The organism is Devosia crocina, from assembly GCF_900116545.1.
GTDB lineage: Bacteria > Pseudomonadota > Alphaproteobacteria > Rhizobiales > Devosiaceae > Devosia > Devosia crocina.
This window is the reverse complement of sequence record NZ_FPCK01000001.1, coordinates 1,149,223-1,174,240: the sequence shown is the minus strand read 5'-3', so window position 1 is coordinate 1,174,240 and position 25,018 is coordinate 1,149,223. Positions and strand designations below refer to the sequence as shown.

18 protein-coding genes are annotated in these 25,018 nt (G+C 60.1%); 6 read left to right on the top strand and 12 right to left on the bottom strand.

The genetic code is table 11. The features are described from left to right. Window positions 1-24 precede the first annotated feature (24 nt). The 5 genes from BM364_RS05450 to BM364_RS05430 all read left to right on the top strand — a co-directional run bounded on the left by BM364_RS05450 (window position 25) and on the right by BM364_RS05430 (window position 5,591). Complete coding sequence (locus BM364_RS05450; protein WP_175528471.1) at window positions 25-1,029, top strand: TRAP transporter substrate-binding protein; 1,005 nt, start codon at window positions 25-27, stop codon at window positions 1,027-1,029. A 143-nt stretch (window positions 1,030-1,172) separates the two neighbouring features. Next, window positions 1,173-2,039, top strand: a complete 867-nt coding sequence (locus BM364_RS05445; protein WP_092423913.1) for an ATPase — start codon at window positions 1,173-1,175, stop codon at window positions 2,037-2,039. 69 nt (window positions 2,040-2,108) lie between these two features. Beyond that, window positions 2,109-3,017: a homoserine O-succinyltransferase gene (locus BM364_RS05440; protein ID WP_092421912.1), complete on the top strand. Its 909-nt coding sequence runs from the start codon at window positions 2,109-2,111 to the stop codon at window positions 3,015-3,017. Window positions 3,018-3,111: 94 nt separating this feature from the next. Further along, on the top strand, window positions 3,112-4,563 hold the full coding sequence (locus BM364_RS05435) for a YcjX family GTP-binding protein (protein WP_092423911.1): 1,452 nt from the start codon (window positions 3,112-3,114) through the stop codon (window positions 4,561-4,563). Then, on the top strand, window positions 4,560-5,591 hold the full coding sequence (locus BM364_RS05430) for a YcjF family protein (protein ID WP_092421909.1): 1,032 nt from the start codon (window positions 4,560-4,562) through the stop codon (window positions 5,589-5,591). The genes BM364_RS05435 and BM364_RS05430 overlap by 4 nt, the downstream gene beginning before the upstream one ends. On the opposite strand, the gene BM364_RS05425 is transcribed toward BM364_RS05430, so the two are convergent. The 11 genes from BM364_RS05425 to BM364_RS05375 form a co-directional block, all read right to left on the bottom strand. Beyond that, window positions 5,571-6,329 carry an EAL domain-containing protein gene (locus tag BM364_RS05425; RefSeq protein WP_092421906.1) on the bottom strand — a complete coding sequence of 253 codons (759 nt, stop codon included), beginning with the start codon at window positions 6,327-6,329 and terminating at the stop codon, window positions 5,571-5,573. The two genes, BM364_RS05430 and BM364_RS05425, sit on opposite strands and share 21 nt — an antisense overlap. Window positions 6,330-6,423: 94 nt before the next feature. Next, entirely contained in the window at window positions 6,424-6,747 is a 324-nt protein-coding gene (locus BM364_RS05420) for a 2Fe-2S iron-sulfur cluster-binding protein (protein WP_092421903.1), read from the bottom strand. A gap of 217 nt (window positions 6,748-6,964) precedes the next feature. Then, entirely contained in the window at window positions 6,965-7,990 is a 1,026-nt protein-coding gene (locus tag BM364_RS05415) for an NAD(P)/FAD-dependent oxidoreductase (RefSeq protein ID WP_092421900.1), read from the bottom strand. A 163-nt stretch (window positions 7,991-8,153) separates the two neighbouring features. Then, a complete protein-coding gene (locus BM364_RS05410) occupies window positions 8,154-9,428 on the bottom strand; it encodes a phosphoadenylyl-sulfate reductase (protein ID WP_092421897.1) in 1,275 nt (424 codons plus the stop codon). Window positions 9,429-9,604: 176 nt separating this feature from the next. Next, window positions 9,605-11,263, bottom strand: a complete 1,659-nt coding sequence (locus BM364_RS05405; RefSeq protein WP_092421894.1) for a nitrite/sulfite reductase — start codon at window positions 11,261-11,263, stop codon at window positions 9,605-9,607. Then, window positions 11,250-11,579: a DUF2849 domain-containing protein gene (locus BM364_RS05400; RefSeq protein WP_092421891.1), complete on the bottom strand. Its 330-nt coding sequence runs from the start codon at window positions 11,577-11,579 to the stop codon at window positions 11,250-11,252. The genes BM364_RS05405 and BM364_RS05400 overlap by 14 nt, the downstream gene beginning before the upstream one ends. After that, a complete protein-coding gene (gene cysG, locus BM364_RS05395; protein ID WP_092421888.1) occupies window positions 11,576-12,970 on the bottom strand; it encodes a siroheme synthase CysG in 1,395 nt (464 codons plus the stop codon). Before cysG ends, BM364_RS05400 begins: the two co-directional genes overlap by 4 nt. Before the next feature lie 223 nt (window positions 12,971-13,193). Continuing rightward, window positions 13,194-13,514: a 2Fe-2S iron-sulfur cluster-binding protein gene (locus tag BM364_RS05390; RefSeq protein ID WP_092423909.1), complete on the bottom strand. Its 321-nt coding sequence runs from the start codon at window positions 13,512-13,514 to the stop codon at window positions 13,194-13,196. Between the two features lie 87 nt (window positions 13,515-13,601). Beyond that, window positions 13,602-14,771 carry a class I SAM-dependent methyltransferase gene (locus BM364_RS05385; protein ID WP_092421885.1) on the bottom strand — a complete coding sequence of 390 codons (1,170 nt, stop codon included), beginning with the start codon at window positions 14,769-14,771 and terminating at the stop codon, window positions 13,602-13,604. Beyond that, window positions 14,768-16,369: a peptide chain release factor 3 gene (locus BM364_RS05380; protein ID WP_092421882.1), complete on the bottom strand. Its 1,602-nt coding sequence runs from the start codon at window positions 16,367-16,369 to the stop codon at window positions 14,768-14,770. The genes BM364_RS05385 and BM364_RS05380 overlap by 4 nt, the downstream gene beginning before the upstream one ends. A 182-nt stretch (window positions 16,370-16,551) precedes the next feature. Next, complete coding sequence (locus BM364_RS05375) at window positions 16,552-16,947, bottom strand: Hpt domain-containing protein (RefSeq protein WP_092421879.1); 396 nt, start codon at window positions 16,945-16,947, stop codon at window positions 16,552-16,554. Between the two features lie 331 nt (window positions 16,948-17,278). Here BM364_RS05375 and BM364_RS05370 point away from each other — a divergent pair, with 331 nt between their 5' ends. Further along, window positions 17,279-23,737 (top strand): apolipoprotein A-IV repeat region-like domain-containing protein, encoded by a 6,459-nt coding sequence (locus BM364_RS05370; RefSeq protein WP_175528470.1) that lies wholly within the window; start codon window positions 17,279-17,281, stop codon window positions 23,735-23,737. A gap of 61 nt (window positions 23,738-23,798) precedes the next feature. On the opposite strand, the gene BM364_RS05365 is transcribed toward BM364_RS05370, so the two are convergent. Next, entirely contained in the window at window positions 23,799-24,995 is a 1,197-nt protein-coding gene (locus BM364_RS05365) for an MFS transporter (protein WP_092421873.1), read from the bottom strand. Window positions 24,996-25,018: the final 23 nt, after the last annotated feature.

Genomic DNA, 25,018 nt, shown 5'->3' with positions numbered 1-25,018 from the left:
AACAACCTAACCGGGAGAGAGACCTTGCGTGTTTCCAGTTTCATGATCAGCGGCGCCATGATGTCGGCCCTTGCCCTCGCCACGCCGGCCCTGGGTCAGGACTACACCATGATCATGGCGCACACCCTGTCTGACACCAACCACCCGATCTACCAGGCCTTCCAGCGCCTCGAGACTGAGATCGAACAGCGTACTGACGGCCGGATCGACGTTCTGGACCAGGGCGGCGGCGCACTGGGCAGTGATCGCGAGATCATGGAGAGCACCATTTTCGGTGACATCCAGTTCGGCCCCATGTCGAGCTCGGCTGCAGTGCAGTTCGTTCCCGAACTCGCCGTGTTTGACATTCCATACGTCATGCCCAGCGACACCGAAGCGCGCTACCAGCTGCTCAATCAGGGTCCGCTGGCCGACGCAATCGGCGCCGCCATGGAAGCCAAGGGGCTCAAGTTCATGGGCATCATGGATGGTGGTTTCCGTAACCTGACCACCAAGAACACTGAAGTGCACACGCCCCAGGATATCGCCAGCGCCAACCTCCGCGTGCGAGTCCAGGAGAACCCGATTCACATCGCGATCTGGCGTGACCTCGGCGCTGCGCCCACGCCCATCGCCTTCACCGAACTCTACGGCGCCCTGCAGCAGGGCGTGGTAGACGCGCAGGAAAATCCCTACGGCCATATCCTGAGCCAGCGCTTCTATGAAGTGCAGGACTACCTGATCAACACCAACCACATCCTGCTCGCCAATGTAAGCGCTGTGAGCCTCGAGTGGTACAACACCCTGCCCGAAGACCTGCAGGCCGCACTGGACGAAAGCTTCGAAGTTGCCACCCGCTACCAATGGGATGTGCAGGCCGAACTGCAGGACAGCCAGCGCGCCGAACTCGAGCAGCATCTCACCGTGATCGACCTCACCCCGGAAGAACTCGCCTTGTTCCAGGAACAGACTGCTGGTGTCGTAGATATGGTGCGCGAGCGTGCGGGCAACGAGATCGTCGACACGCTGATGAACAATCTCGCCGACTGATCCGGCGTTAGCTCTGTTCAGGATGGCGCGGATGATCTCATCCGCGCCATTTTCGTTTTGGCCACCGAGCATCTCCCCTACACTTGCCGGCACGCTTAGTTTAAGGCATGCGCGAGAAGACGCCTCTAGAGAAAAGCCCTGCAATGCTGTTTGATACGCCTGATCAGTTCATCAATGCGCCGCGCCGGGCTGTCACCGTCTTTGGCATGGCTGGCGTGGGCAAGACGCGACTTTCCAACCTGCTGAGGAGGGATCGCTGGTTTCATTTCTCCGTCGACTACCGCATCGGCACGCGCCACATGGGCGAATACATCGTCGACAACTTCAAGGCGGAGGCGATGAAGGTGCCGTTTCTGGCGCAGCTGCTGCGCTCGGACTCGATCTATATCTCGTCCAACATCACCTTCGACAATCTCGACCCGCTCTCCACCTACCTTGGCACACCGGGGGATCCACGAAAGGGCGGGCTCCCGCTGAGCGAATACCAGCGGCGGCAGGAACAGCACCGGGTGGCCGAGATTTCTGCCCTGCTCGATGTTCCTCACTTCATCGATAGGGCTAAGGCGCTCTACGGTTACGATGACTTCATTGCCGATACCGGCGGTTCCCTGATCGAGGTCATCGATCACAGCGATGCCGGTGATCCGGTGGTGCAAACTCTGGCGGCGAACACTCTGCTGCTCTACATCCGTGGAACGGACAAGGATGCCACTGAGCTGGTTCGGCGGTTTAAACAGAACCCCAAGCCCATGTATTACCGGCCAGCGTTCCTCGTTGAGAAATGGGCCGAGTTCAAGCACATGAACGGCATACTCGAAGACGATGATGTGGACCCGGCTCAGTTCGGCGCTTGGGGATTCGAAGCTTTGCTTCACGATCGCCTGCCCCGCTATCAGGCTCTAGCCGACAACTTCGGCTATACAGTTGAAGCATCGGATCTTGCGATGGTGCGCGATGGCGACGAATTCGTCGACCTTGTTGCGGCAGCGATCGAGAAGCGAATGCGCTAGCGCGTACCCTCATTAGGGACGCGCCAAGGCATTGAATCCGCACGCAACGACCGGTCCTGAGAGGCTTACATGCCCATCCGCATTCCCGACAACCTGCCTGCCCGCAAGACGCTGGAAGAAGAGGGCGTCAACGTCATGGATTCCAGCCGTGCTGCACGGCAGGATATCCGCCCGCTCGAAATCGGCCTCCTTAACCTGATGCCAAATAAGGAGCGGACCGAAACCCAGTTTTCACGGTTGATCGGCGCCACTCCGCTGCAGGTGAACCTCAGCCTAGTTCGCATCACCGACCACCAGGCCAAGAACACATCCGAGGAATATCTCAAAACCTTCTACCAGACCTGGGACGAAGTCCGGGGACGCAAGTTCGACGGCTTCATAGTGACCGGGGCGCCTATCGCGCACATTCCTTTCGAGGAAGTACGCTACTGGAACGAGATGCTGGAGATTATGGCCTGGACCCGCACCAATGTGCACCACACCATGTTCATCTGCTGGGGTGCCCAAGCGGCGCTTCACCATTTCCATGGGGTCAGGCGCTACCGGATGGAAGAAAAGGCGTTTGGCGTTTTCCGCCACCGGATCGTTGGGCCGCGATCGCCCTTTTTGCGTGGCATGTCCGACAGCCCGATGATCCCTGTTTCGCGCTACAACGATATCGAGCGCACGAGCGTGGGCGATGATCTCGAAGTGCTGATCGACAGCGATGTCGGTCTTTGCATGCTCGGCGCCAAAGAAGGACGTTCGGTATATTTCCTGAACCACCTTGAATACGACAATCGCTCGCTGGCTGACGAATACGAGCGCGATGTGAAGGCAGGGCTCGATCCTGCGCTGCCAGCCAACCTCTTCCCTGAGGGAGATGCATCGCTTGAGCCGGAAAACCGCTGGCGCAGCCATGCTCACCTGTTGTTCCAGAACTGGATCAACGAAATCTACCAGTCGACCCCCTACGAGCTGGAAGCGATCGGGCGCTAGAGGCGGGATTTGATGGCACCGGCGCTGCCAGGAGCGGCGCTGGGCTTGATCCGTGTCCGCACCGTCCTATCTTGTCAAAGAAGAGGACATCAGCTTGCCCCAACCGCCGACGACCATCACCGACGAGCTGGGCATCGCCCTTGCCAATCTCACCGACAGTGCAACCGGGGTTTTAACGCCCACATTGCGCCTGGGCGTGACTGGTCTCAGCCGCGCAGGCAAGACGATATTCATCACGGCTCTGGTCCACAATCTGCTCACCCAAGGACGGCTGCCCGGGTTTGGCCCTTTGGCCGAAGGTCGGTTCATCGGCGCCAGGCTTGCCGAATACCCCGACGCCACCATACCCCGCTTTGCCTATGAGCAGCACCTGGCGGCCCTCACTGGCCAACCTGCCGTATGGCCGGAAAGCACACGGCGCATTTCTCAGCTGCGCATCGTGCTCAAATACCAGTCTGCCAAGTGGTGGAGCGGACTGTCGGGGCCTGCAACGCTCAACCTCGACATCGTCGATTACCCGGGCGAATGGCTGCTGGACTTGCCGCTCCTGGGGAAAAGCTTCAGCGAGTGGAGCGGCGAGGCGCTTGAGCGGGCACGCCAGCCTGGGCACGCCCAAGAAGCGGAAGGCTTTCTGACCGAACTCGAAAGCACCGACCCACTCAAGTCCGCCAACGATCCCGATGCGGAACGGCTGGCGGCAGCCTTCACCTTCTATCTGCGCCGCAGCCGCGAACACGGTGCCCTCTCTACACTGCCGCCGGGTCGCTTTCTCTTGCCCGGAGATCTAGAGGGATCACCGGCATTGACCTTCGCGCCGCTGCCGCGGCCGGCCCAGCCGATCCGTGGTACGAGCCTTTACGCAATGCTTGAAAACCGGTTCGAAGCCTATAAGGCGCAGATCGTGCGCCCGTTCTTCCGTGATCATTTCGCTCGTCTCGATCGGCAGGTCGTGTTGGTCGACACCCTACGCGCCCTCAATACTGGAGCCGTAGCCGTTGCCGATCTCGAAACCGCCCTCACTGCCGTCTTGGCCTGCTTCCGGCAAGGTGACGCTAACCCCCTCCTCCGGCCGTTCAGCCGCCGTATCGACCGTATCCTTTTCGCTGCCACGAAGGCGGACCATGTGCATCACAAGAGCCACGACCGGCTGGAAGCGATCCTCAACCGTCTTGTCGGCAACGCTGCCAAGAGGGCCAGGTTCGCCGGCGCCGCAACGCGCTCGCTCGCTATCGCCGCCATACGTGCGACCAATGAAGGCACGATCCGCGAAGCAGGCGAGTCATTGCCGACCTTGATCGGCACTCCGATCGCCGGCGAGAAGCTCGATGGTACCGTCTATGACGGCAAGACGGAAATAGCGCTGTTCCCCGGAGACTTACCAGAGCGTCCTGATTCACTTTTCGAAGATGGCACACCCGTCGCGTTGAACTTCCTTCGCTTCACGCCGCCGCAGAAACTGGAAAGCAATGCCGACGGAGAACCGGTGCTGCCGCACATTCGCTTCGATCGTGCACTGGACTATCTCATTGGAGACCGAATGGCATGAAGCGTCCAATTGCCCGACCGACAGAGGTCTCTCAATCGCCAGTTGCCCCATCGCGCGCGCCCCGAGCCTTTTCCGCCGCTGAAGCCGAGCTGGTCGAGGCGTCGTTCGAGGAGGGACCCGAACCTGATCTCGTTGGGCCGCCGCCGCGCCGGATGGGGTGGCTAGGCAAACTTGCCTGGGCTTCGGGCGGTATTCTGATGTCCGCGGGAGTGGCTCTCGCGGCTGACAGGCTGATCCGGGACCTGTTCTCACGCTATGAGTGGCTTGGCTGGGCCGGGCTAGGGATACTCGGCGCCTTTATCGTTGCCATCGCCGCTTTGATTGCACGAGAGATATTCGCGCTTCGACGACTACGGGTTCTTGATACCCTCAAGTCGGAAGCGGCGCTCGCGAGAGCCAATGACGATACGAAACTTGCCGTGGGTGTTGTCGATCAGTTGCTAGCCATCTATGCCGACCGGCCGGACCTCGCCAAAGTCCGCGAAGCGGTCAAGACCAACGTGCCGCACATGTTCGATGGCGCCGAAATGGTTGTCCATTCTGAGCGCAGCCTCATGTCTCCCCTGGATGCACGAGCCAAAGCGCTCACCGCTGCATCGGCACGGCGGGTCGCTTTGGTCACGGCCGTGTCACCCCGCGCGCTGATCGATGTAGCCTTCGTCATCTACGAGAGCGTGCGTCTGGCTGGGGCGATTGCAGCGCTCTATGGAGCACGGCCAGGACTGTTGGGTTTCTGGCGCCTCACAGGCTCGGTGCTCGCGCATCTAGCGGTCACAGGCGGCTTGGTACTTACTGACGGCGTCGTCGAGCAATTGGTAGGCCAGGGCATTGCGGCGAAGCTATCGGCTCGACTCGGCGAGGGCGTGGTGAACGGCTTGATGACGGTTCGCGTCGGCATTGCCGCCATGCGCGTCGTCAGACCGCTCCCCTTCTCCACCCTGCCCCAGCCTATGGTGCGCGATTTCATCCCCGAACTGGTTAAGGTGACCAGCGATATGGGTCGGGGCTCAAGCAGCGAGCGGCAATAGCGGCTGCTCGAACCTTTCCAACTGCGGCCGGGCGAAATAATAGCCCTGGAACAGCGAGATACCGGCGCTACGCAGCGTCATCAGTTCAGCTTCGGTCTCCACCCCTTCGGCCAGAACGGCGATATCCATCTGACGCGCCATGGTGACGATACTTGCGATGATCGCCTGGCGCGCGGATGAGGCGTCGATGCCGCGAAGCAGTTCCATGTCGATCTTGATGAGGTCGGGCTGGAATTTGGCCAGCAGCCCAAGTCCGGCATAGCCGGCGCCGAAATCATCGAGCGCCGTCATGAAGCCCATGCGTTTGTACTCGGCAACGATGTTGGCGACATGGTCCGCATCGGTCATGCGCTCGTTTTCCGTGAACTCGAACATGAGCCGGTTGGGATTGAACTGTACGCGCGCGGCTGCAGCCAGTGTCGCGCGAATGCACGCTTTCGGCTCATAAACTGCATTCGGCATGAAGTTGATGGACAAGCGCGCGTCCGACGCGGCCGGGAGGTTCAAACCGGCAAGCTCGATAGCTTTGACCCGGCATGCCTGATCGAAAACATAGCGGTTGGCTTCGGTCACAGCGGAAAGCACGCTGCCGGCGCCCTGGCCTTCCGTTCCGCGCACAAGTGCTTCGTAGCCCCAGACCTTGCCGGCAGCGAGGTCTATGATGGGATGAAACGCCATAGTAAATGCGACGGGAAAATCTTCGCCGCCGCGGCAGCCTTGGCATGATGTGCCGGACATTTATAACCTATGTTATTATTCTGATTGAGTATTCTCTCAATCATGAAGCATAGGTCTTAATGCTTACCGAAGGGGCGGCGAACGTCTTGTTCAATCAACCGTCCTTGGCGGCGCTCTGTGCCAGGGTCAGCTTGAGCCCATCCAAAGCGTCCGAGCACAATATCTGGCAAGAAAGGCGCGAGTTCGGCTTCACGTCGCCGACGCTGTCGAGCATGTCTTCCTCCTCATCGCTTGGCGCGCCCACTGCATCGAGCCAGTCCGGATCGACATAGCAATGGCACGTCGCACAGCTCAGAGCGCCACCGCACTCCGCCTTGATGTTGAGGCCCCAGTCTCGAATGACTTCCATGACGCGCCAGCCTTCGAGCCCTTCGAGCTCGTGCACGTCGCCTGCCTGGTCGGTAACGGTAATTTTCATGGAGCGCTCCTCAACAGCGCGAAGGCCTTAGCCTTCATAGGGGCGAGAAGGCAAGTAGGACATTGGTTTTTGGCGTTGCAACACGGCATCACGCATTACGATCCTCCGGCGGTCACCCCGGCGCAGGCCGTGACCCCATCTTGATATCTCGGGATGGGCCCCGGCCTGCGCCGGGGTGACATCGCATGTGGGGTAGGATCGAGCGACTTGGTAAGGCTTACGCCACGCCGAGCTTCTTCTGCAGCTTGGTGGAGCTGGTGGTGTACTGGAACACGACGCGCTCGCCAGGCGAGACGATCGCTTTTGCAGCCTGGGCCATCAACGCCGCTTCGTGGAAACCCGAAAGGATGAGCTTGAGCTTTCCGGGATAGGAGTTGATGTCGCCAATTGCGAAAATGCCGGGAACCGAGGTTTCGAACTTTTCCGTATCGACAACGATGGTGTTGTCGTTGAGTTCAAGGCCCCAATCGGCAACTGGGCCCAGTTTCATGGTCAGTCCGAAGAACGGCAGGAGGCGCGTCGCCGGAATGGAAAGATCGCCCGCCTCGGTCGTGAGGTGCACGTGGTTGATCTGGCCGTTCTCGCCGTCGAGCTTGGCGATCTGGCCGAGCTGAAAGTTGACCTTACCCTCGGCTACAAGTTCCTTCATCTTGTTGACCGAGGCCGGTGCTGCCTTGAAGGCATCGCGACGGTGCACCAGCGTAAGTGTGCGCACGATGGGCTGCAAATTGAGCGTCCAGTCGAGCGCGGAGTCACCGCCGCCGACGATCACGACATCCTGCCCGCGAAAATCTTCCATTCTGCGGACGGCGTAGAATACCGACCTGTTTTCGTACTGCTCGATTTCGGGCACTGGAGGACGCTTCGGCTGGAACGAGCCTCCTCCGGCTGCGATGACGACAACCTTGGTGAAGAAGGTTTCGTCAGCGTCGGTCTGAAGCTTGAACGAGCCGTCGTCGAGTTTCTCGATCGAATTGACCATGCGCGAAAAATGGAACTCTGGCGAAAACGGCGCGATCTGCGCCATCAGGTTGTCGGTCAGCTGCTGGCCGGTGACCACCGGGAAGCCCGGAATGTCATAGATCGGCTTTTCGGGGTAGAGTTCGGCGCATTGGCCGCCCGGGCGATCCAGAATGTCGATGAAATGGCATTTGATGTCGAGCAACCCGAGTTCGAAAGCCGCGAACAGGCCGCAAGGGCCAGCGCCGATGACGACAACGTCGGTGGTGATCTCAGTGCTCATTTATCTCTGCCTTGGCGAACTTCAGTCCGCGATCATATTTGGCGTCATTCCCGCGGAAGCGATCATCTCCTTGCGCGAGGAGAGAGATGCCGATTTAGCGGGGATGACGCAGTGTAAGAAGGAAATCCGGGATGGATTACCTGAACAACGCGCTCCACTTAGCCTAGGAAACGCGGCGAAGGAAGGGGCGCGTCCCAACCGGTACTTCGGCAACGCCGACAGGCTGGTAGAACAGCGCCATCTCAGGCAAACGGTTCTCGATCAGCGCCTGGCGGGTCGGCTCGTGGGTCACCACGAGAGCATTGAATCCACAGCGGCGCATGTGTGGAATCTGATCTTGAAGGACATCGCCTATAGCCCTGATTTCACCAGCATATTTGAAGCGTTCGACAAGAAGCCGCGCCGTCGAATACCCGCGCCCATCCGTGAAGGCCGGGAACTTGATCGCGACCGAAGCGAAGCGCGCGAGATCGTCTGCAACTTCCTCGATCTTCTCGCCGGGTGAGACTAGGAGGCCCAACGGATGAGGGTTGGCGAGATAGTCGGCACGGTTGGCCAGGAACTCGGGCAGTGGAACGTGGACGTAACGCGCTTCGGACGCCTTCGTGCCTTCTACCCAATCCTTGAATGGATCCTGGATGAAGGCACCATCTTTCCAGAGCGTGTGGCGGGAAGCTGCAGTCATCGGGTTCGCGATCGCTCCACTGAAATCGTAATGGATGCCGCATTCCTTTTTGTTGAGGCCGCGCCACCGTCCGGCACGCGGATCCTCTCCCTCGGCAACGATCGAGGTGCAGGGTGCGCAGCCAATGGATTTGTAGCCTTTGGCATAGAGCGGATGCTCGGGCAAGTTGTGCTTCTGGCGGTACTCGATGACATCGGCGTCCGAGAAATAGGCGAGCGGATTGACCTTGATGCGATCATCGCTCGTCAGCTCGAAATGCGGCAGCACGCCGCGTTCCCTGGTTTGGTAGCGCTTACGCCCCGTGACCCAGCCGCCATATTGTTCTGTGACGGGCTCAAGCGGCTCAGTCTTGCGGATGTGGCAGCACGAATCGGGATCGCTCTCCCAGAGGTTGCCATTAGGATCGAACCGCGCCACGTCATCGGCACTGGGATGAATGGCGTGCACATTGATCAAGCCAAACTGCTTTTTGAGGGTCTCGACATAGGCCAGTGTCTCGGGAAAATGCTTGCCGGTCTCAAGAAAATAGACCGGCATTGATGGATCGACCTGGGCCACAATATGAAGGAGCACCGCCGAGTCAGCACCGAAAGACGAGACGATGGCGAGATCTCCCGGCAGCACGTCGGACACTGCGTATCGCAGCACGCCCGCGGCGTCCATTTCGTCGAACATGCCGTTGAGCGCGAGGATCCCCAGCGCCTTGAGCTTGTCATGAGCCGCTTGCGCGGGAGCAAGTTTAGGCAGTCCCATGGGATTTCTCCATAAGCACGGAGCCTTCAATTCTTCTCCCCCTCGGGGAGAAGGTGGCGCGCAGCGCCGGATGAGGGGGACGCTTCAGCGAGAGTGGAGAAATCCCCCTCGCCGACTCGGCTTTGCCGAGCCACCTCTCCCCGAGGGGGAGAGGAACAGAAGCATCGCGTGTGCCGTTAAGCATTGCCGTACAACGCCTCCTTGAACGGCGCTTCCCCTACGCGGCGGTATGCGTCGATGAACGTCTCGCTCTCGCTGGTTCGCTGCGAAATATAGAAATCGACCAGCTTTTCGATGGCGCCCGGCACGTTCTCCGCTTCAAATCCCGGTCCGATGATCTTGCCGACTGAAGCCTGCTCGGTGGCGTCGCCGCCTAGCGTGATCTGATAAAGCTCGCCGCCCTTCTTTTCCACGCCGAGGATACCGATGTGGCCCACATGGTGGTGACCACAGGCGTTGATGCAGCCCGAGATCTTGATCTTGAGTTCGCCGATTTCCTTCTGGCGTTCCGGCTCGGCGAACTTCTTTGAAATTTCCTGCGCGATCGGAATCGAGCGGGCGTTGGCCAGCGCGCAGAAGTCGAGGCCTGGGCAGCAGATCATGTCGGTGATCAGATTGTTGTTGCCCTCGGCGAGACCTGCCGCCACCAGCGCGTCGTAAACCCTGCGCAGATCCTTGAGCGCAACATGGGGCAGAACAAGGTTCTGTTCGTGCGTCACCCGCAGTTCGTCGAACGAAAACTGCTCGGCCAGATCGGCGACAACCTCCATCTGCGCATCAGTCGCATCGCCCGGAGCGCCGCCTACCGGCTTGAGGGAGATCGTCACCGAGACGTAGCCAGGCTGAATGTGCGCGTTGATGTTGTTGTCGAGCCAGCGGCCATAGGCGGGGTCGACAATGGATTCGTAGGCGACATCGATCTGGGTCAAGGCCTGCGGCTCGAAAATCGGCGGCGCAAAATAGGCGCTGATACGATCAACTTCTTCGCTCGGGAGGGTCAGGACGCCGCCACGCACTTCGGCAAACTCGGCTTCGACCTGGCCCTTGATGCTTTCAAGGCCCTCTTCATGTACCAGGATTTTGATACGCGCCTTGTACTTATTGTCCCGGCGACCATAGCGGTTGTAAACGCGCATGATGGATTCGAGATAGGCCAGCAGGTGCTCGTTCGGGACGAAGCTATTGATGAGCTTGGCGATCATCGGGGTACGGCCGAGACCGCCCCCCACCCAAACTTCCCAACCGATCTCTCCGGCAGCATTCACCGCCGCTTGTAGGCCGATATCGTGGAAACGAATGGCCGCGCGGTCATGTGGCGCACCGGTGATGGCAATCTTGAATTTGCGCGGCAGATACGAGAACTCGGGATGAAGGCTCGACCATTGGCGCAAGATTTCTGCCACCGGCCGTGGGTCGATGATCTCATCGGCAGCAGCGCCGGCAAACTGGTCTGTCGTGACGTTGCGAATGCAATTGCCGGACGTCTGGATCGCGTGCATCTCGACCGAAGCCAGCTCCTCGAGGATCACAGGGATATCCTTGAGCTTGGGCCAATTGTACTGAATATTCTGGCGCGTGGTGAAGTGGCCATAGCCGCGATCGTAGACACGCGCGATGTGGGCGAGCTTCCGCATCTGGCGGCTCGACAGCGTGCCATAGGGCACCGCGACACGCAGCATATAGGCATGCAGCTGCAGATAGAGCCCATTCATGAGCCGCAGCGGACGGAACTGGTCCTCCGAAAGCTCGCCGGTAAGGCGACGCTTCACCTGATCGGCAAATTGCGCTGTGCGACCTGCGACGAATGCCGCGTCGAATTCGTCATATCGATACATGACCGTCCTCACCCAAATGCTGGCGGTCGTAAGCCTGCCCATTGAGACTAAGCGGCGCGGTGGGGCCTGCCGCACGAATACGTTCGCGGAGACGCTTCGGCACGATCTCGCCGTCGACCACCTCCACTTCCTCGATCTCGAGGCTGATGATGCGGCCGGTCGCCTTGGTAGCGGCCAGAGCAGCATCGCGCTCGGCTACGTCTTCTTTGGCGAAGAGGCGAGCCAAATGGAGGCCCTCCACCCATGTGTCACCCCTCGACAGATAAACCGTCGCGCCGGACGTCAACTCGTTGCCGGTTAGAATTTCCTTGCTCATGCTACTTTGAAACTTTCCGCATTCCTGGCTACGGCCTCAACCCAATCGCCATGCGCGACAGCACGGCCGACGAGGATAACGGCAGGACCGTCATCGAACTCGACCGCGCCTTGCGCAAGATCACCCAAACTTCCTGCATAGGACCGGCTATCCGCCCGTCCTGCGTTCACTACGATACCGATCGGCAGATCCGCCTCTGCACCAGCCGCCAGAAGGCGGCCCGCTGTTTCCGCCGCGATCGACTTGCCCATGTAAAGCGCAAGCGTCAGCCCGGTTAGCGATAGCGCCGCCCAATGCGCCAACTCACTGTCTTCAGCACCATGTGCGGTAGCCACTACTAGCCCCGTGGATACCTTCCGCAGCGTCACCGGCGTTGCTGTGTCTGCTGCAGCCGCGAGCGCCGCTGTGACACCGGGAACGATCTCGAAACCTATTCCAGCGCTCTGCAGCGCATCAATCTCCTCGCCGGCACGGCCAAAGACCATGGGATCACCGGATTTGAGGCGCGCCACCTTTTTACCTTCACTGGCAAACCGCACGATCAAGGCGTTGATCTGCCCCTGGGTAAAGCTGTGATTGCCCTTGGATTTACCGACAGGGATCTGCTCGGCATCGCGGCGTCCCATCTGGACCACCTCTGCCGGCACAAGCTGATCGTGAACGATGACGTCCGCTTGCTGGAGATAGCGTTGCGCGCGCAACGTCAAAAGGTCGGCAGAGCCGGGACCGGCCCCGATCAACCAGACAACGCCCTCTTGCTTTCCACCGTCGAGGTGTCGCACAAGCATCGCATTGGCGACGTCGTGACCATCCCCCTTGTCGAGAGCACTCTGGATTTCAGGGGACGCCACAAGGTCCTCGTAGAACCGGCGTCGCGACGGGCCATCCTGAATCAAGCTCTCAACCTTGCCGCGCAAAGCACCGGCAAGACTCGCGATTTTTCCGATCCCCGGCGCCAGCAAGGCTTCAATCTGCGCGCGGACCAGTCGGGCAAGCACCGGCGCATCGCCTTCAGTCGAAATAGCGACTACCAGTGGGGCACGATCAACGATGGACGGGGTATAGAAGTCGCATTCGCTTGGCACGTCCACGACGTTCAGGGGAATGTTGAGCCGGCGCGCCTCAGTCATGGCCAGAGCGCCGTCCGGCCCCTCATCGGCTACAAAAACAAGCGCCGCACCGGCAATGTCTTGTGCGACGATAGGGCGCTCGAAAACGGTTACCTCATAGCCCGTGAAATCAGTCTCCACGTGCCGCGCGTAAATCTCTATAGAAGCAGTAGTCTTAGAGACCAACCGGACCTTGTTAAGGGCTTCGTCGGTGCCGCCGACGATAATGATACGCTTGCCCTTGACGATGAAGCTCAACGGAAATGTGTTGAGGCGGGTCATTCTGGTCCTAGTCTGAGAGTTGCAGCAAATTATTCCATCGCCGGCTGGTGCTGCAAGCTGCTGATAATCAGAAGCTTTTATATTTCCTCCCGCACAGGCCGCTTAGAACACCTCCAACGTCAGCGTACGGCCGCGAGTAAAATAGTTCGACAAAAGAGGACGTCTTGAAACGCCGAAGGCGCCCATAGGCGCCTCATTCACAGGTCAGCAGTAAGCAGTCTGCTTAGCCCTGGCGGCTCGGCACATGAAGAACCAGACCGTCGAGTTCATCGCGCACCTTGATTTGGCAGGAAAGCCGGCTTGAATCCTTCACGTCGAATGCGAAGTCGAGCATGTCTTCTTCCATCATGGAGGGTCCACCAACTGCTTCGCGCCAATCGTCCCCAACATAGACGTGGCAAGTGGCACAAGTGCAGGCACCGCCGCACTCGGCGACGATTCCAGGCACAGCGTTGATGATGGCCGTTTCCATCACTGTGGCGCCGTTTTCGGCTTCCGTTTCGATACGTTCGCCGTTGGTTGTAACAAAGGTGATCTTGGTCATGTGTCTTTCGGCTTGCTGTTCACAGCCGATATAGCCGCTCAAGAGGATATGGGAAAGACGCTGACGGCATAGGCGCCCATCACCGCATCAGACACCCAGCAAGCCTTCGAGATAGTGCTTCTCGATGCCGAACATCGCCTTGACCTCCCCCACGCGTCGCATTGCTGCCTCTCGCGAGCCTGCGCGGCCCTTTTGCGCAACAATCAGATTGTTCTTCGGCGTATGGGCATCCGAAACGAATTCAAACACTTTGGTTCTGTATCCAGACGCTTCAAGCAACAGGGCGCGTAATCCGTCGGTCACCATCTCCGCCTGCTTCTCCAGGAAGGTGCCATGGCGGAGCAGGAAGTCGAGGCGAGTGTCCGCTGTACCCTCTTCCATCTGACGCCGCACCTGCTTGTGACAGCAAGGCGCAACCGCGATCAGTTCCGCACCGGCGCGAATGCCTTGGTAGATCGCATCGTCAGTGGCCGTATCGCAGGCGTGAAGAGCAATCACAGTGTCAGCACCAGTTGCGTCATAGTCGAGGATCGAACCAGGCACGAAATGCAGATTGCTGAAGCCGCTTTCCTGCGCCAGACGATTGCCATCCTCGACCAGCTGTGGCCGGAGTTCGACACCGTAAATCTCAGCTCTTGTGGCAGTCCTCTTGAAATGGTCGGCCAGGGCGAAGTCGAGATAGCCCTTGCCCGCGCCCATATCCACAATTCGTGGATGATCAGGGGAAAGCTCCTGAATCAAAGGCGCAAAAATTTCCACCATCTTGTTGATCTGGCGGAACTTGTCCTGAGAGGCTGCGAGGATCTTTCCGTCGGCGCCAGCAAGACCCAGCGCCTTCATCCACACCTTGCCACCGCTTGCAAGCGGGCGGTTCTTGGCGCGGTCATGACTTGCCTCAACCGCGTCACGCCCGGTGACTTCGGTTTTCTTCAGTCGGTATTTATCACCCTGGCGCTCGAACTGCAGATCGTAATCCGTCGTTTCGATCCTGGCGCTTCGATATTCTCCAGAGAGGCCGCTCCGTACAAAGCTCATGGCTTCATCGACGGTCAGGTTCTTGGTGATGTCCCGAGTCTTGTACCGATAAACGAAACTAAGCCGCTCCCCGGCATTCAAAAGGACCTTGCGCGCCTCGATACCCTTCAGCTCCGCCTCCGGGCCATGATAGCCGCCAAGCTTCAAGCGCGTGATGGACCCGTCGATGAAGGCGGTTTGCAGCGCCAGAACGAATTCTTCGATGCGATCGGGTGCGCTCAATGTCGCTCCTTTGTGGTGAGAAAATCGATCTTCGGCCAATCCTGTTTGGCTCGATCGGCCCACCACGCGTTCTGCGCAAGGAAGACCGGAGCATTGTTCCGATCCTCTGCCATGTTCATCTTCTGGGCGGTGATGAAGCGCTTGAGCTCGTCTGGATCGTCACACTCGACCCAGCGCGCCACCTCATAGCCCATGGGCTCAAACGTAATCGGCACGCCGTATTCCTTGGCGACACGGCTGGCCAGAACTTCGAGCTGGAGCTGACCGACAACGCCAACGATCCAGTCCGCACCCACCATGCGCCGGAACACCTGCGTGACGCCCTCCTCTGCGAGATCGGAAAGCGCCTTCGACATCTGCTTGGTTTTCATGGCATCGGTAAGGCGCACGCGACGGATGATTTCGGGCGCGAAATTTGGAATACCCGTGACATTGTATGTTGCGCCTTCTGTAAGCGTATCGCCGACCGACAGCGTGCCGTGATTGGGGATGCCTACGATATCGCCGGCGACAGCTTCTTCTGCCAGTTCGCGATTATTGCCAAAGAAGAACATCGGATTGGCCACGGCCATGTCCTTGCCGGAACGAACGTTCTTCAAGCGCATGCCGCGCGTGAACGTTCCCGAACAGAGCCGGACAAAAGCGATACGGTCGCGGTGATTAGCATCCATGTTCGCCTGGACCTTGAAGACAAAGCCGGAAACCTTCTTCTCATCGGGCGAAATCGGCGAGGGCAAAGCCGGCTGCGGACGAGGCTCCGGCCCCCAATCCCCCAGCGTGCGCAACAATTCGGCGACACCAATACCCTTGAGCGCTGAACCGAACAGGACCGGGCTCATGTGCCCTTCATGAAAGGTCGTGAGATCAAACTCGGGCAGCATGGCGCGGGCCATCTCGAGAGTTTCGAGCGCTGTCAGAAATACTGGATCGTCAACAAGGCTCTCGACCTCAAGCAGATCTTCCAGCGCCTCGAATTCAGCGAGCGTCTTCCCCTGAGGCGTTACGACTCGCTTTTCCAGAAGATCGATATAGCCGCGAAAATCGACGCCCTGCCCCACTGGCCACAGGACGGGGGTCAGGTCGAGCGCAAGCTTGCCCTGGATTTCATCGATCAAGTCGAGCGGCGCCAGACCCTCACGATCTACCTTGTTGATGAATGTGATGATCGGAATATCGCGCAGGCGACACACCTCGAAGAGCTTCAGCGTCTGACTTTCGATACCCTTAGCCGCGTCGATCACCATGATCGCTGCGTCAACGGCCGTCAGCGTGCGGTAGGTGTCCTCGGAAAAGTCAGAGTGACCCGGCGTGTCCAGCAGGTTCATGGTGAGCCCATCGAACTCGAAGGTCATCACCGAGGATGAGATCGAGATGCCGCGCTGCTGCTCCATTTCCATCCAGTCCGACCGGGTGGAGCGGGCACCGGATTTGCCTCGCACTGCGCCAGCTTGCTGGATCGCACCGGCAGCCGACAGCAGTCGCTCGGTCAGCGTGGTCTTGCCTGCGTCCGGGTGCGAGATGATCGCGAAGGTCCGGCGGGTGCGGAATGGTTCGAGCGTGTGCCGGGCGTGACCCTCGGCGGCGGTGGACAGGGACATGAAATCTGCTGAATGCTATGTCGCATGCGCAACGGCGCAGCGAAGACCAAGATCATATGGGGCGCTCTATAGAATCTGGCAACCGCGCGGTCAAACGCGGCCTCGAATTCCCATAAGTCTTGTAGAAGGCATAAGAGAGAGCAGGATCACAGTCCAAAGGCTGCGGATCGGGACTCGGCTTTTCAGGCCTCTTCTGTCGCTAGAACCCGATCGATAAAAGCTCGCACGTCTTCGATCACGAGACCAAGATCGTCAATCCGCTCCTGAGTCAGCGGGCGTCCGCTGCGTATCTCGCGTTCCATTGACTTGGTCGTTTCGGCCAGCCCTGATGCGCCGACCCCGCCCGCTGCGCCCTTGATTGAGTGGAGGATCAAGGCAATGTCGTCGAAACTGGCGGCCAGACGCAAACGCGCATGATAGTCCCCCAGAGTGGCATCGAAGAGCCGCAGCATCTCGCATTCGAGCGCGTGGTCGCCGAGGCACTGCTTGGCCAGGTGCACGAGATCAACAGGCCGGGTGGCAGGCGAATAATCGCCGAGCGCCGTATCTACCTGCACCGCAACGCTACCGGAAGCCATCTTGCCTGCTCCTTGCCCGGAATGGATGAGGGTTATGCTAACGGGTGCTCATAAACAGCTCCTTAAGCCCCAACTTTGCCTTTCTTTCACGGTTTGAGGCTACCGTTTCCACGCGAAAATTAACCTTTAGGTAGGAAATCGTTCGGTTTGCATCAAATTGGATGTAATACTGAATGGTGAACGAGCGCGCGGCGGCGGACGAGTTCAGGATAGCGATGCATTTGCATCGAATTGTTCCTGTTTGGCCATGAGCCCGGAAACGGCTCAGGGTCTATTCTCCTTCGAAATCCCGCCATGTCGCTGTGGTGCCGACGCGAGAGTTGTAAAGAGTATGGCCAATAATCAGAACACCCAGAACGACCCAGCCGCGTTGGCCTTTTCGGCGGTTGAAGACGCCCTCAAGGATTCGGTGTTCAGCCTCGACCCCGCCAACAAGCCCAAGCAGGACCGCAAGCCTGCCGATCAGCCGCGCACCGAGCGCCTGCGGGCAGCCGACAAGATTGCGCAACAGGCCGGTTCGGTGGCAAATGACGATCGCGCCTCCACCGCTCGCCTTCTCTATGGATTGCAGAACCGTTCTTCGGCAACACCCACATGGCTGGCAACGGTCCTCTCCATTCTCTGGATCGCTGTAGCCGGCACCGCTGCGGCCTTCCGCTATGGACCGGAGATGGCCAATTTCGGCCAGTTCGCGGGGTCTATAGAGTTTATCGCTATTGTCGCGATCATCGTTCTGCCGGTTCTTGGCTTCTTCGCTGTGGCGACCCTGATCCGTCGCGCGCAGGACCTGCGCAACGCTGCTTCTTCCATCACCCAGGCAGCTATCCGCCTTGCCGAACCCGAAGTCACGGCTGCCGATAAGGTCGCGTCCGTTGGTCAAGCCGTGCGCCGCGAGGTCAACGCTCTTGGTGACGGCCTCGAGCGTGCGCTTTCGCGCGCCGGCGAGCTTGAGGTGATGATCCACAACGAAGTGACCGCGCTCGAACGGACCTATTCGGATAACGAGTCGCGAATGCGCGCACTTATCGCCGAACTGGCCAGCCAGCGCGAAAGTGTGCTCACCAATACAGAGCGTGTGCGCGAAGCGATCACTGAGAGCCATACAGGACTCGTTTTCGATCTCGACATGATCAGCCAGCGCATCGCCGGCACGATCGTTGAAAGCGGCGGCACCCTCACCCGCGCACTCGAAAGCGGTGGTGAAGCACTGAACACCGCATTCTCCGAGCGATCGGAGAACTTCACCCAATTGATGGACAACCGGTCCACCGATTTCCTTGCAGCACTGGATCAGACCTCCGACCGCGTCAGCGGCGTCGTTGGCGATGCCGCCGCAAACGTTACGACCAACTTCGAGACGCACACGCGCAATTTTACCGCTGCCATCGAGCGCCACATCCAGGCACTGACCGAAACGCTCGACAGCCGCGCGGAAACGATCGGCGGTTCGCTCGACTCTCAAACTGTGATGCTGACTTCGGCAATCGAAGACAAAACAGATGCCCTCGCCAACCTCCTGGCGATCAATAGCAACCGCCTCATCGAGCAATGGGGTGAACGCGGCGACATGATCAATCAGGCTCTCGCTGCGCTTGGCAACCGCGTGGGCGATGACGTGACCGGGCGCGCTCGTGAAGCCGAGGCCATGCTTGGTGCGCTCTCGCGTCAGCTGGACGAATCCGTGTCTATCCAGCTCAACGCGCTTGAAAGCCGGCTACAGTCTGCCCTGATCGAAATCAACGGCGCTCTGGATGATACGTCCGAGCGCGCCCGGGTCACCCTGTCCTCGGCAGGCGCAGACTCGCTGAACCAGTTCGATAACCGCATGAGCGAAATCACCGGCTTGCTGGATGATCGTCTCGGGGCCCTCGACAATGTCATTGGCGACAAGGGAGAGCAGTTGCTGAACCGGCTCGAAGCGCATGGCACGAGCTTCGAAACGCGGGCCAATGTCCTCGAGATGGCGTTGAACGAAGAATCTGGCCGCTTCAACGACGTTGTTACGCAGCGTACCCGCGAGATGAATGAAGTGATCGGCGCAAAGACTGCCGCGATCACCGAAAATCTCAACAGCCGCACGCGTGAGATCTCCGAACGTCTTGATACCTACGCGGAAACACTCAATGAGGCTCTCGACAGCAGGACTGGCCGTATCGACACGGTGCTCAACACGCGCGTCGAAGAAATCGGCCAGGCAATTGCATCCGGTGCCGAGACGCTGGAGCACACCCTTGCCGGACGTGGTGGCGAGCTCAGCGAAAGCATCCGCCGCCGGTCGGAAGAGCTTGGCACCACGCTCGTTAACACCACACAGGCGTTCGATGAGACTATCGCTGCGCGCAGCCAGCAGCTCAGCGACTCGCTGTTGCAGCGATCCCAGGCGCTTGGTGAAACGCTTGCCAGCAGCGCCCAGTCGATCGACCAGACGATTGCAGCGCGTAGCCAGGAGCTCAGCAGCTCCCTCCTCCGCCGTTCGCACGAGTTGAGCGAAACGCTGGCGACCAATGCACAGTCCCTTGATCAGACGCTCGCTCTGCGCAGCGAAGAACTGACAGGTTCGCTGGCTCAGCGCAGCCAGGAACTGAGCGAAACGCTCGCGACCAATGCGCAGTCCCTTGATCAGACGCTCGCTCTGCGCAGCGAAGAACTGACCGGTTCGCTTGCTCAACGCACTCAGGAACTGAGCGAAACCCTGGCGACCAACGCACAGTCGCTTGATCAGACGCTCGCACTGCGCAGCGAAGAACTGACTGGTTCGCTTGCTCAACGCACTCAGGAATTGAGCGAAGCGCTCTCGACCAACACCCAAGCTCTCGACCAGACAATTTCTGCTGGTAGCCAGCAGATCACCGAAGCACTCGTTCTTCGCTCGCAGCAACTCGGCGAGACCCTGACAACCAATACTCAGGCTCTCGACCTGACCCTTGCTGCGGGCAGCCAGCAGATCACCGATGCACTGATGCTTCGTTCCCAGCAGCTGGGTGAGACCCTCGCCGAGAATACTCAGGCTCTCGATCGGACGATCACCTCGGGTACCGAGCAACTTGGCGCAGCACTGACCCAGCGTTCCCAGGAACTGGGCGACACGCTCAGCACCACGGCCCAGTCTCTCGACCAATCCATGAGCTTCCGCAGCCAGCAGCTGCGCGATTCCCTTGTTCGCCACACCCAGGAAATCGGAGACACGCTCGCGACCAACACTGAGTCGCTTGACCAGACACTTTCCTTGCGCAGCCTCGAACTCACCGAGAATCTGCGCCAGCGCGCAGATGAACTCAGCGAGTCGCTGTCGACCACCACCCAGTCGCTCGATTCCACCATTGCCGCACGGAGCGCTGAGTTGAACGAGTCGATCCGCCAGCGTTCCGAAGAGCTCGGCCAGACCCTGACTGTCAGCACGCATACGTTCGATCAGGCCATCGCGGGACGAACCCAGCGCCTTGCGGACACCCTCTCCGAACGCACGAATGCGCTCTCGCTCGAAATCGAAAGCCGCACCGGCACCCTGGCTGGTCAGCTGCAAGAGCGGACGGAAACGCTTGCCAGCACGCTTGACGAAAAGCAGGCGCAGTTTGCCGCTGCGGTTGACGAACGTGCAGGCCGCTTCGTCGCCGATCTTGATACGCGCGCCGACGAAATGACTGGCGCGCTCGACACGCGGACTGCTGCAATGACGGGCGCTCTTGATGCTCGTACTGCGGCAATGACGGCTGCGCTTGAAGCTCGCACCGCCACCATGTCCGGTGCTCTCGACACCCGCACCAGCGAACTGAACTCCTCGTTCGAGCGCACCACTGCCGAACTTGCCGAAGTTCTTGATAGCCGTACACATGAACTCGCAACCACCGTGGGCACACGCACCCAGCAGCTGTCCGCCGCCCTTGCCGTTCGGACGCAGGCCCTGTCTGATACCCTTTCTACCCACACCAACTCCATGGGTGAGACGATTGGGCTGCACACCGCCGAACTCGCCCAGACGCTGGATCAGCACAGTGCCGCCGCACGCGAGTCGATCGATGCTTCCCTGCGCGGCGTGACTGAAACCATGTCGACGCGCCTCGGCGAGATGTCGGACACCGTGGCTGGCAAGGTGGCCGAAGTCGGTACCGCCATGTCCGATCAGTTGACCTCCGCTCTTGGCAGGGTCGATGTGGCACAGGCAGGCGTGACCTCGCGCATCGAAGCGGCCAGCGCCAGCTTCGATGAGAATGTGCGCCGCGCGACCGAGATCGTCGAAACCGGCGTCAATGCCGCGCGCCAGTCCATGGTCGATCTTGTCGACAAGCGGCTGGGCACTCTACCCGAGGCCATCACTGCCCGCGCCGATATCACGGCCGAGCGCCTTGCCTCGCTTAATGCTTCGATCAACACCTCCATCACTCAATCGATGGCGGATCTCGAAGCCGGTGCCGACCGGATCGAAGAAACCATTGCAACACGGATCACGTCGGCAACCCACGCGATCTCCGACGACGTCGAGGCAACGGCAAACCGCATGGACACTGCTGTGCGTGGTGCTCTCGAACAGATCCGTCTCGCCGCCGGCTCCATCGACGACATCGTCTCAGTTCGCGCCGTCAACACGGTCGACTCCATCGAACGCCGCCTCAGCGAGATCAACCAGTCCGTCGAGAGCCATACCGGCGAATTCGCAGCCCTTGTCGATCAGAAGTCGAACGAGCTGCAATCCGCTCTTCGCGGCCACGGCAACCTGCTTCGCGAAGCGCTCGAAAACAACTCGCGCGACGCCGAAGAGCTTATGGCCGCCTCTTCGAGCCGCATCCTCACCGACGTTACCGCAGCACTCAACAAGCTCAACGACTCGAACCTGCTGCTTCAGCGCGTTCTCGATGCCTCGACCACGAATCTGGCAACGCTCGAAACCTCGATTGCCCAGCAGACTTCGAACTATGCCTCGACCATGCGCGACGCCATGGGCCAGACTGAAGAGGCGGGCTTGATGGTCAGCCAGCATGTGGGTGCTCTCCAGAACACCATCCGCGGCATGGTGGACGAATTCGCCAACATTCTGGGTAAGCTCGATGTCGAAGTAGTCAGCATGTCGCAGGCTTCACGTGCACTCGAAACCACAAGCTCCGACGCGCTTGAAACGCTTGAGGAACGCCGTGGCGCCATGGACGCCCTCGCCCACTCCTTTGCCACGCGCGCCGACGATATCGACAACCGTATGCGGCTGTTCGCTCAGTCCATCGCCGACACCGTCAACGACACGGAACGCCGCATGATTGCAGCGCGCCGCGCCATGGACGAGGCACTGCAATCGACCAGCCTCACCGTCAGTGACACTCTGGCGAACACGACCAACACGATCACGGAAGCGCTCGAGACCGCCAGCAGCCGTGTCAACGATTCGCTCTATGTCACAAACGAGCGGTTTACCTCGACGCTCAACGAGCGGACGGCTCAGGTTGATGCTGCAGTGCAGCAAGCCGCCGAGGCTGCAGCCATGGCACTCAATCAGACCTCCTCCTCTGTCCGCTCTGCGCTGTCCACTCAGACCAGCCAGGTCAATGCGGCTCTGGAAGACAATGCCAACCGCGTCAGCGATCTCCTCGCTTCGACGGCGGGCGGTGTCACCGATGTCCTCGGCACCACCACCAGCACCTTGGCCGACACGATCGCAGAAACCAGCCAGTCGGTTCGGGGCGCCATCGCGGCCAACACCGGACAACTGCGCCAGGCCATCGATCAGTCCACCAGCGTCTTCCGCGAGGCTCTCGACTCGACTTCCGAAGACGTCAACGGGCGCCTTGGCGATTTCCGCGAGACGGCGGAAGGCGAAAGCCGCCGCGCCAATGCAGCACTTCAGGAAGCTCAGCGCCGCCTGGTCGCCGAGATGCAGCAGGCTATCGAAGAAGCAACGCAGCGCTTCGGCGAAACCGCACGCGCCATGCGCGAAACAGCCCGCGAGGTTGGTCACGAACTCGAATCGACCCGTGCTGAACTCGCTCGCGGCGTGAACGAGTTGCCCGAGGAGACACGCGCCAGCGCTGCCGCAATGCGTCGCGTCGTGGCCGAACAGATCGAGGCACTTTCCGAGCTCAACGCCATTGTCCGCAGCCAGCCTGCTACCCACGATCTCACCGATCGTCGGGGCACGGCACCCCGCGCTTCAGCACCGGCACAGCAGCCTGAACCGGCGCCTTACCAGCCACCTCGCCAGGCCGAAACCGAGCAGCGCCGTGCAGAGCCGTCTGCCCAGACGCTGGTCGATCCAATCCGCACCCGCGTTGCCGCCGAACCAGTTCGTGCGACAGCTCGCCCCGCTACGCCGGTGCAGCCAACGCCGGCTCCCGCGCAGGCACAACCGCAGCCCGCTCAGCGCCCGGCTGCTCAGCCGCAGCGCCAGGAAACCGAAAACGGTGAAGGCGGTTGGCTGCGTGATGTTCTGCGCAACGCGTCGGCCAGTCAGGCAGGCGCACAGCAGCCAAGCCAGGGTCTTTCCACGCTCACCGAAGACATCGCACGCGCGATCGACGATGCCGCGTTGTCGGATGCTTGGGGCCGATATCAGGCGGGCGAGTCAAACGTGTTCTCGCGTCGGATCTACACCCTCACGGGTCAAGGCACCTACGATGAAGTTCGCAAGCGCCTCCAGCGCGACGCCGATTTTGCTCGTACCGCGCAAGCCTATATGAGCGACTTCGAGCAACTGTTGAAGCGCGCTGCAGCCGGTCCGCGCCCCGCAGCCGAAACTCGCGAATACCTTCTGTCTGATCGCGGCAAGGTCTACACGACCCTCGCACACGCGAGCGGACGTCTCAGCTAGGCTGAGAGCAGCAAACAAAAGGCCCCGGAGCGATCCGGGGCCTTTTTCATGCAGTGGACTCTCAGCGCAGTGCATCTTTGGGCGGACGCAGCCGCAGCGACAGCAATACGCAGCCGATGGCGATGGTGCACATCACGGTGGATGAGAAAAACGCTGCTGCGCCGAACCACTCGACCAACCAGCCGAACGCGATCAGCATCACCATGGCGGCGGCCTGATTGAGCATGTTGGCAAAGCTCTGCGCCTCAGCGGCATTGGATTCGTGGGTCCAGTTGGCGATGAAGTGCACAACCCCGAAATAGCCGAGACCGAAACTGAGCGCGTGCAGCAACTGCACCGCGAAAAGCGCTTCGACAGGTGGGGCAAAGGCGAGGATGGTGAAGCGCACCAAACCCGCAACACAGGCCACCAGGATCATGTTGCGCGCGGTCACCCTGCCGCCGAACCGCCGCCATGCAAACATCAGCACAGCCTCGCCAACTGCGGCAGCACCCAAGAGCGGACCCAGAAAATAGTTGGCGATCCCCTGCTCGTGCCACAGCAAGGCGCCGAAACTGCCCATCACCGAATTGCTCGAGTTCACAAGCGCAAAGGCTACGAGAGGCAACACGAACCAAAGCTGCAGGGAGTCGCTCAGCTTGGCGCGTGTCTGCGGCGCGGACTCCACGCCGGCAATGGTTGGTTGATGAGCTGGCGCCCTGAAGCGGGGCAGCAAGAAACCGATAGCAGCGCGAAGCAGCGTCATTGCGAAGTAGAGCGTGACGAACGCACCTGAGCCCCAAAAGGTCAACAGAAGACCCAATCCCGTGGCGCCAGCGATGTAGCCGACAGTCGCCCATGCGCGCACGGCGCCGAAGTCTGTGCCGTTACGCTGCGTCATGCGCACCGTTGCCGCATCCATGATCGGGGGGACCAGGCCATTGCTCATGCCCGCCAAGGCCCAGATCAGGAGAATGCCCCAGAATTCGGAAATGAAGTAAAGCCCGATTGGCGCAATGGCCGAGGCCACGGAAATCACGATGATCGCCGTGCGCCAATCGTCGGCTCGATCCGCAACCCGCCCGATGATCATGTTGAGCAAAAGCAAACCCAACATGGGCAAGGCGTTGATGAGGCCGATTTGATCGGCTGGAATGCCGTGCTCGCTCAGCCAGATACCAAGAAAAACCGAGGCCACTGCCCCCGGAAGATAGACGGTAAATTGATAAAGAGAAGCACGCGCTTCAGGTGAGGAGAGGCGCGACGAGACGGAAGACATGGGACAGGACTCCGAGGCACGAC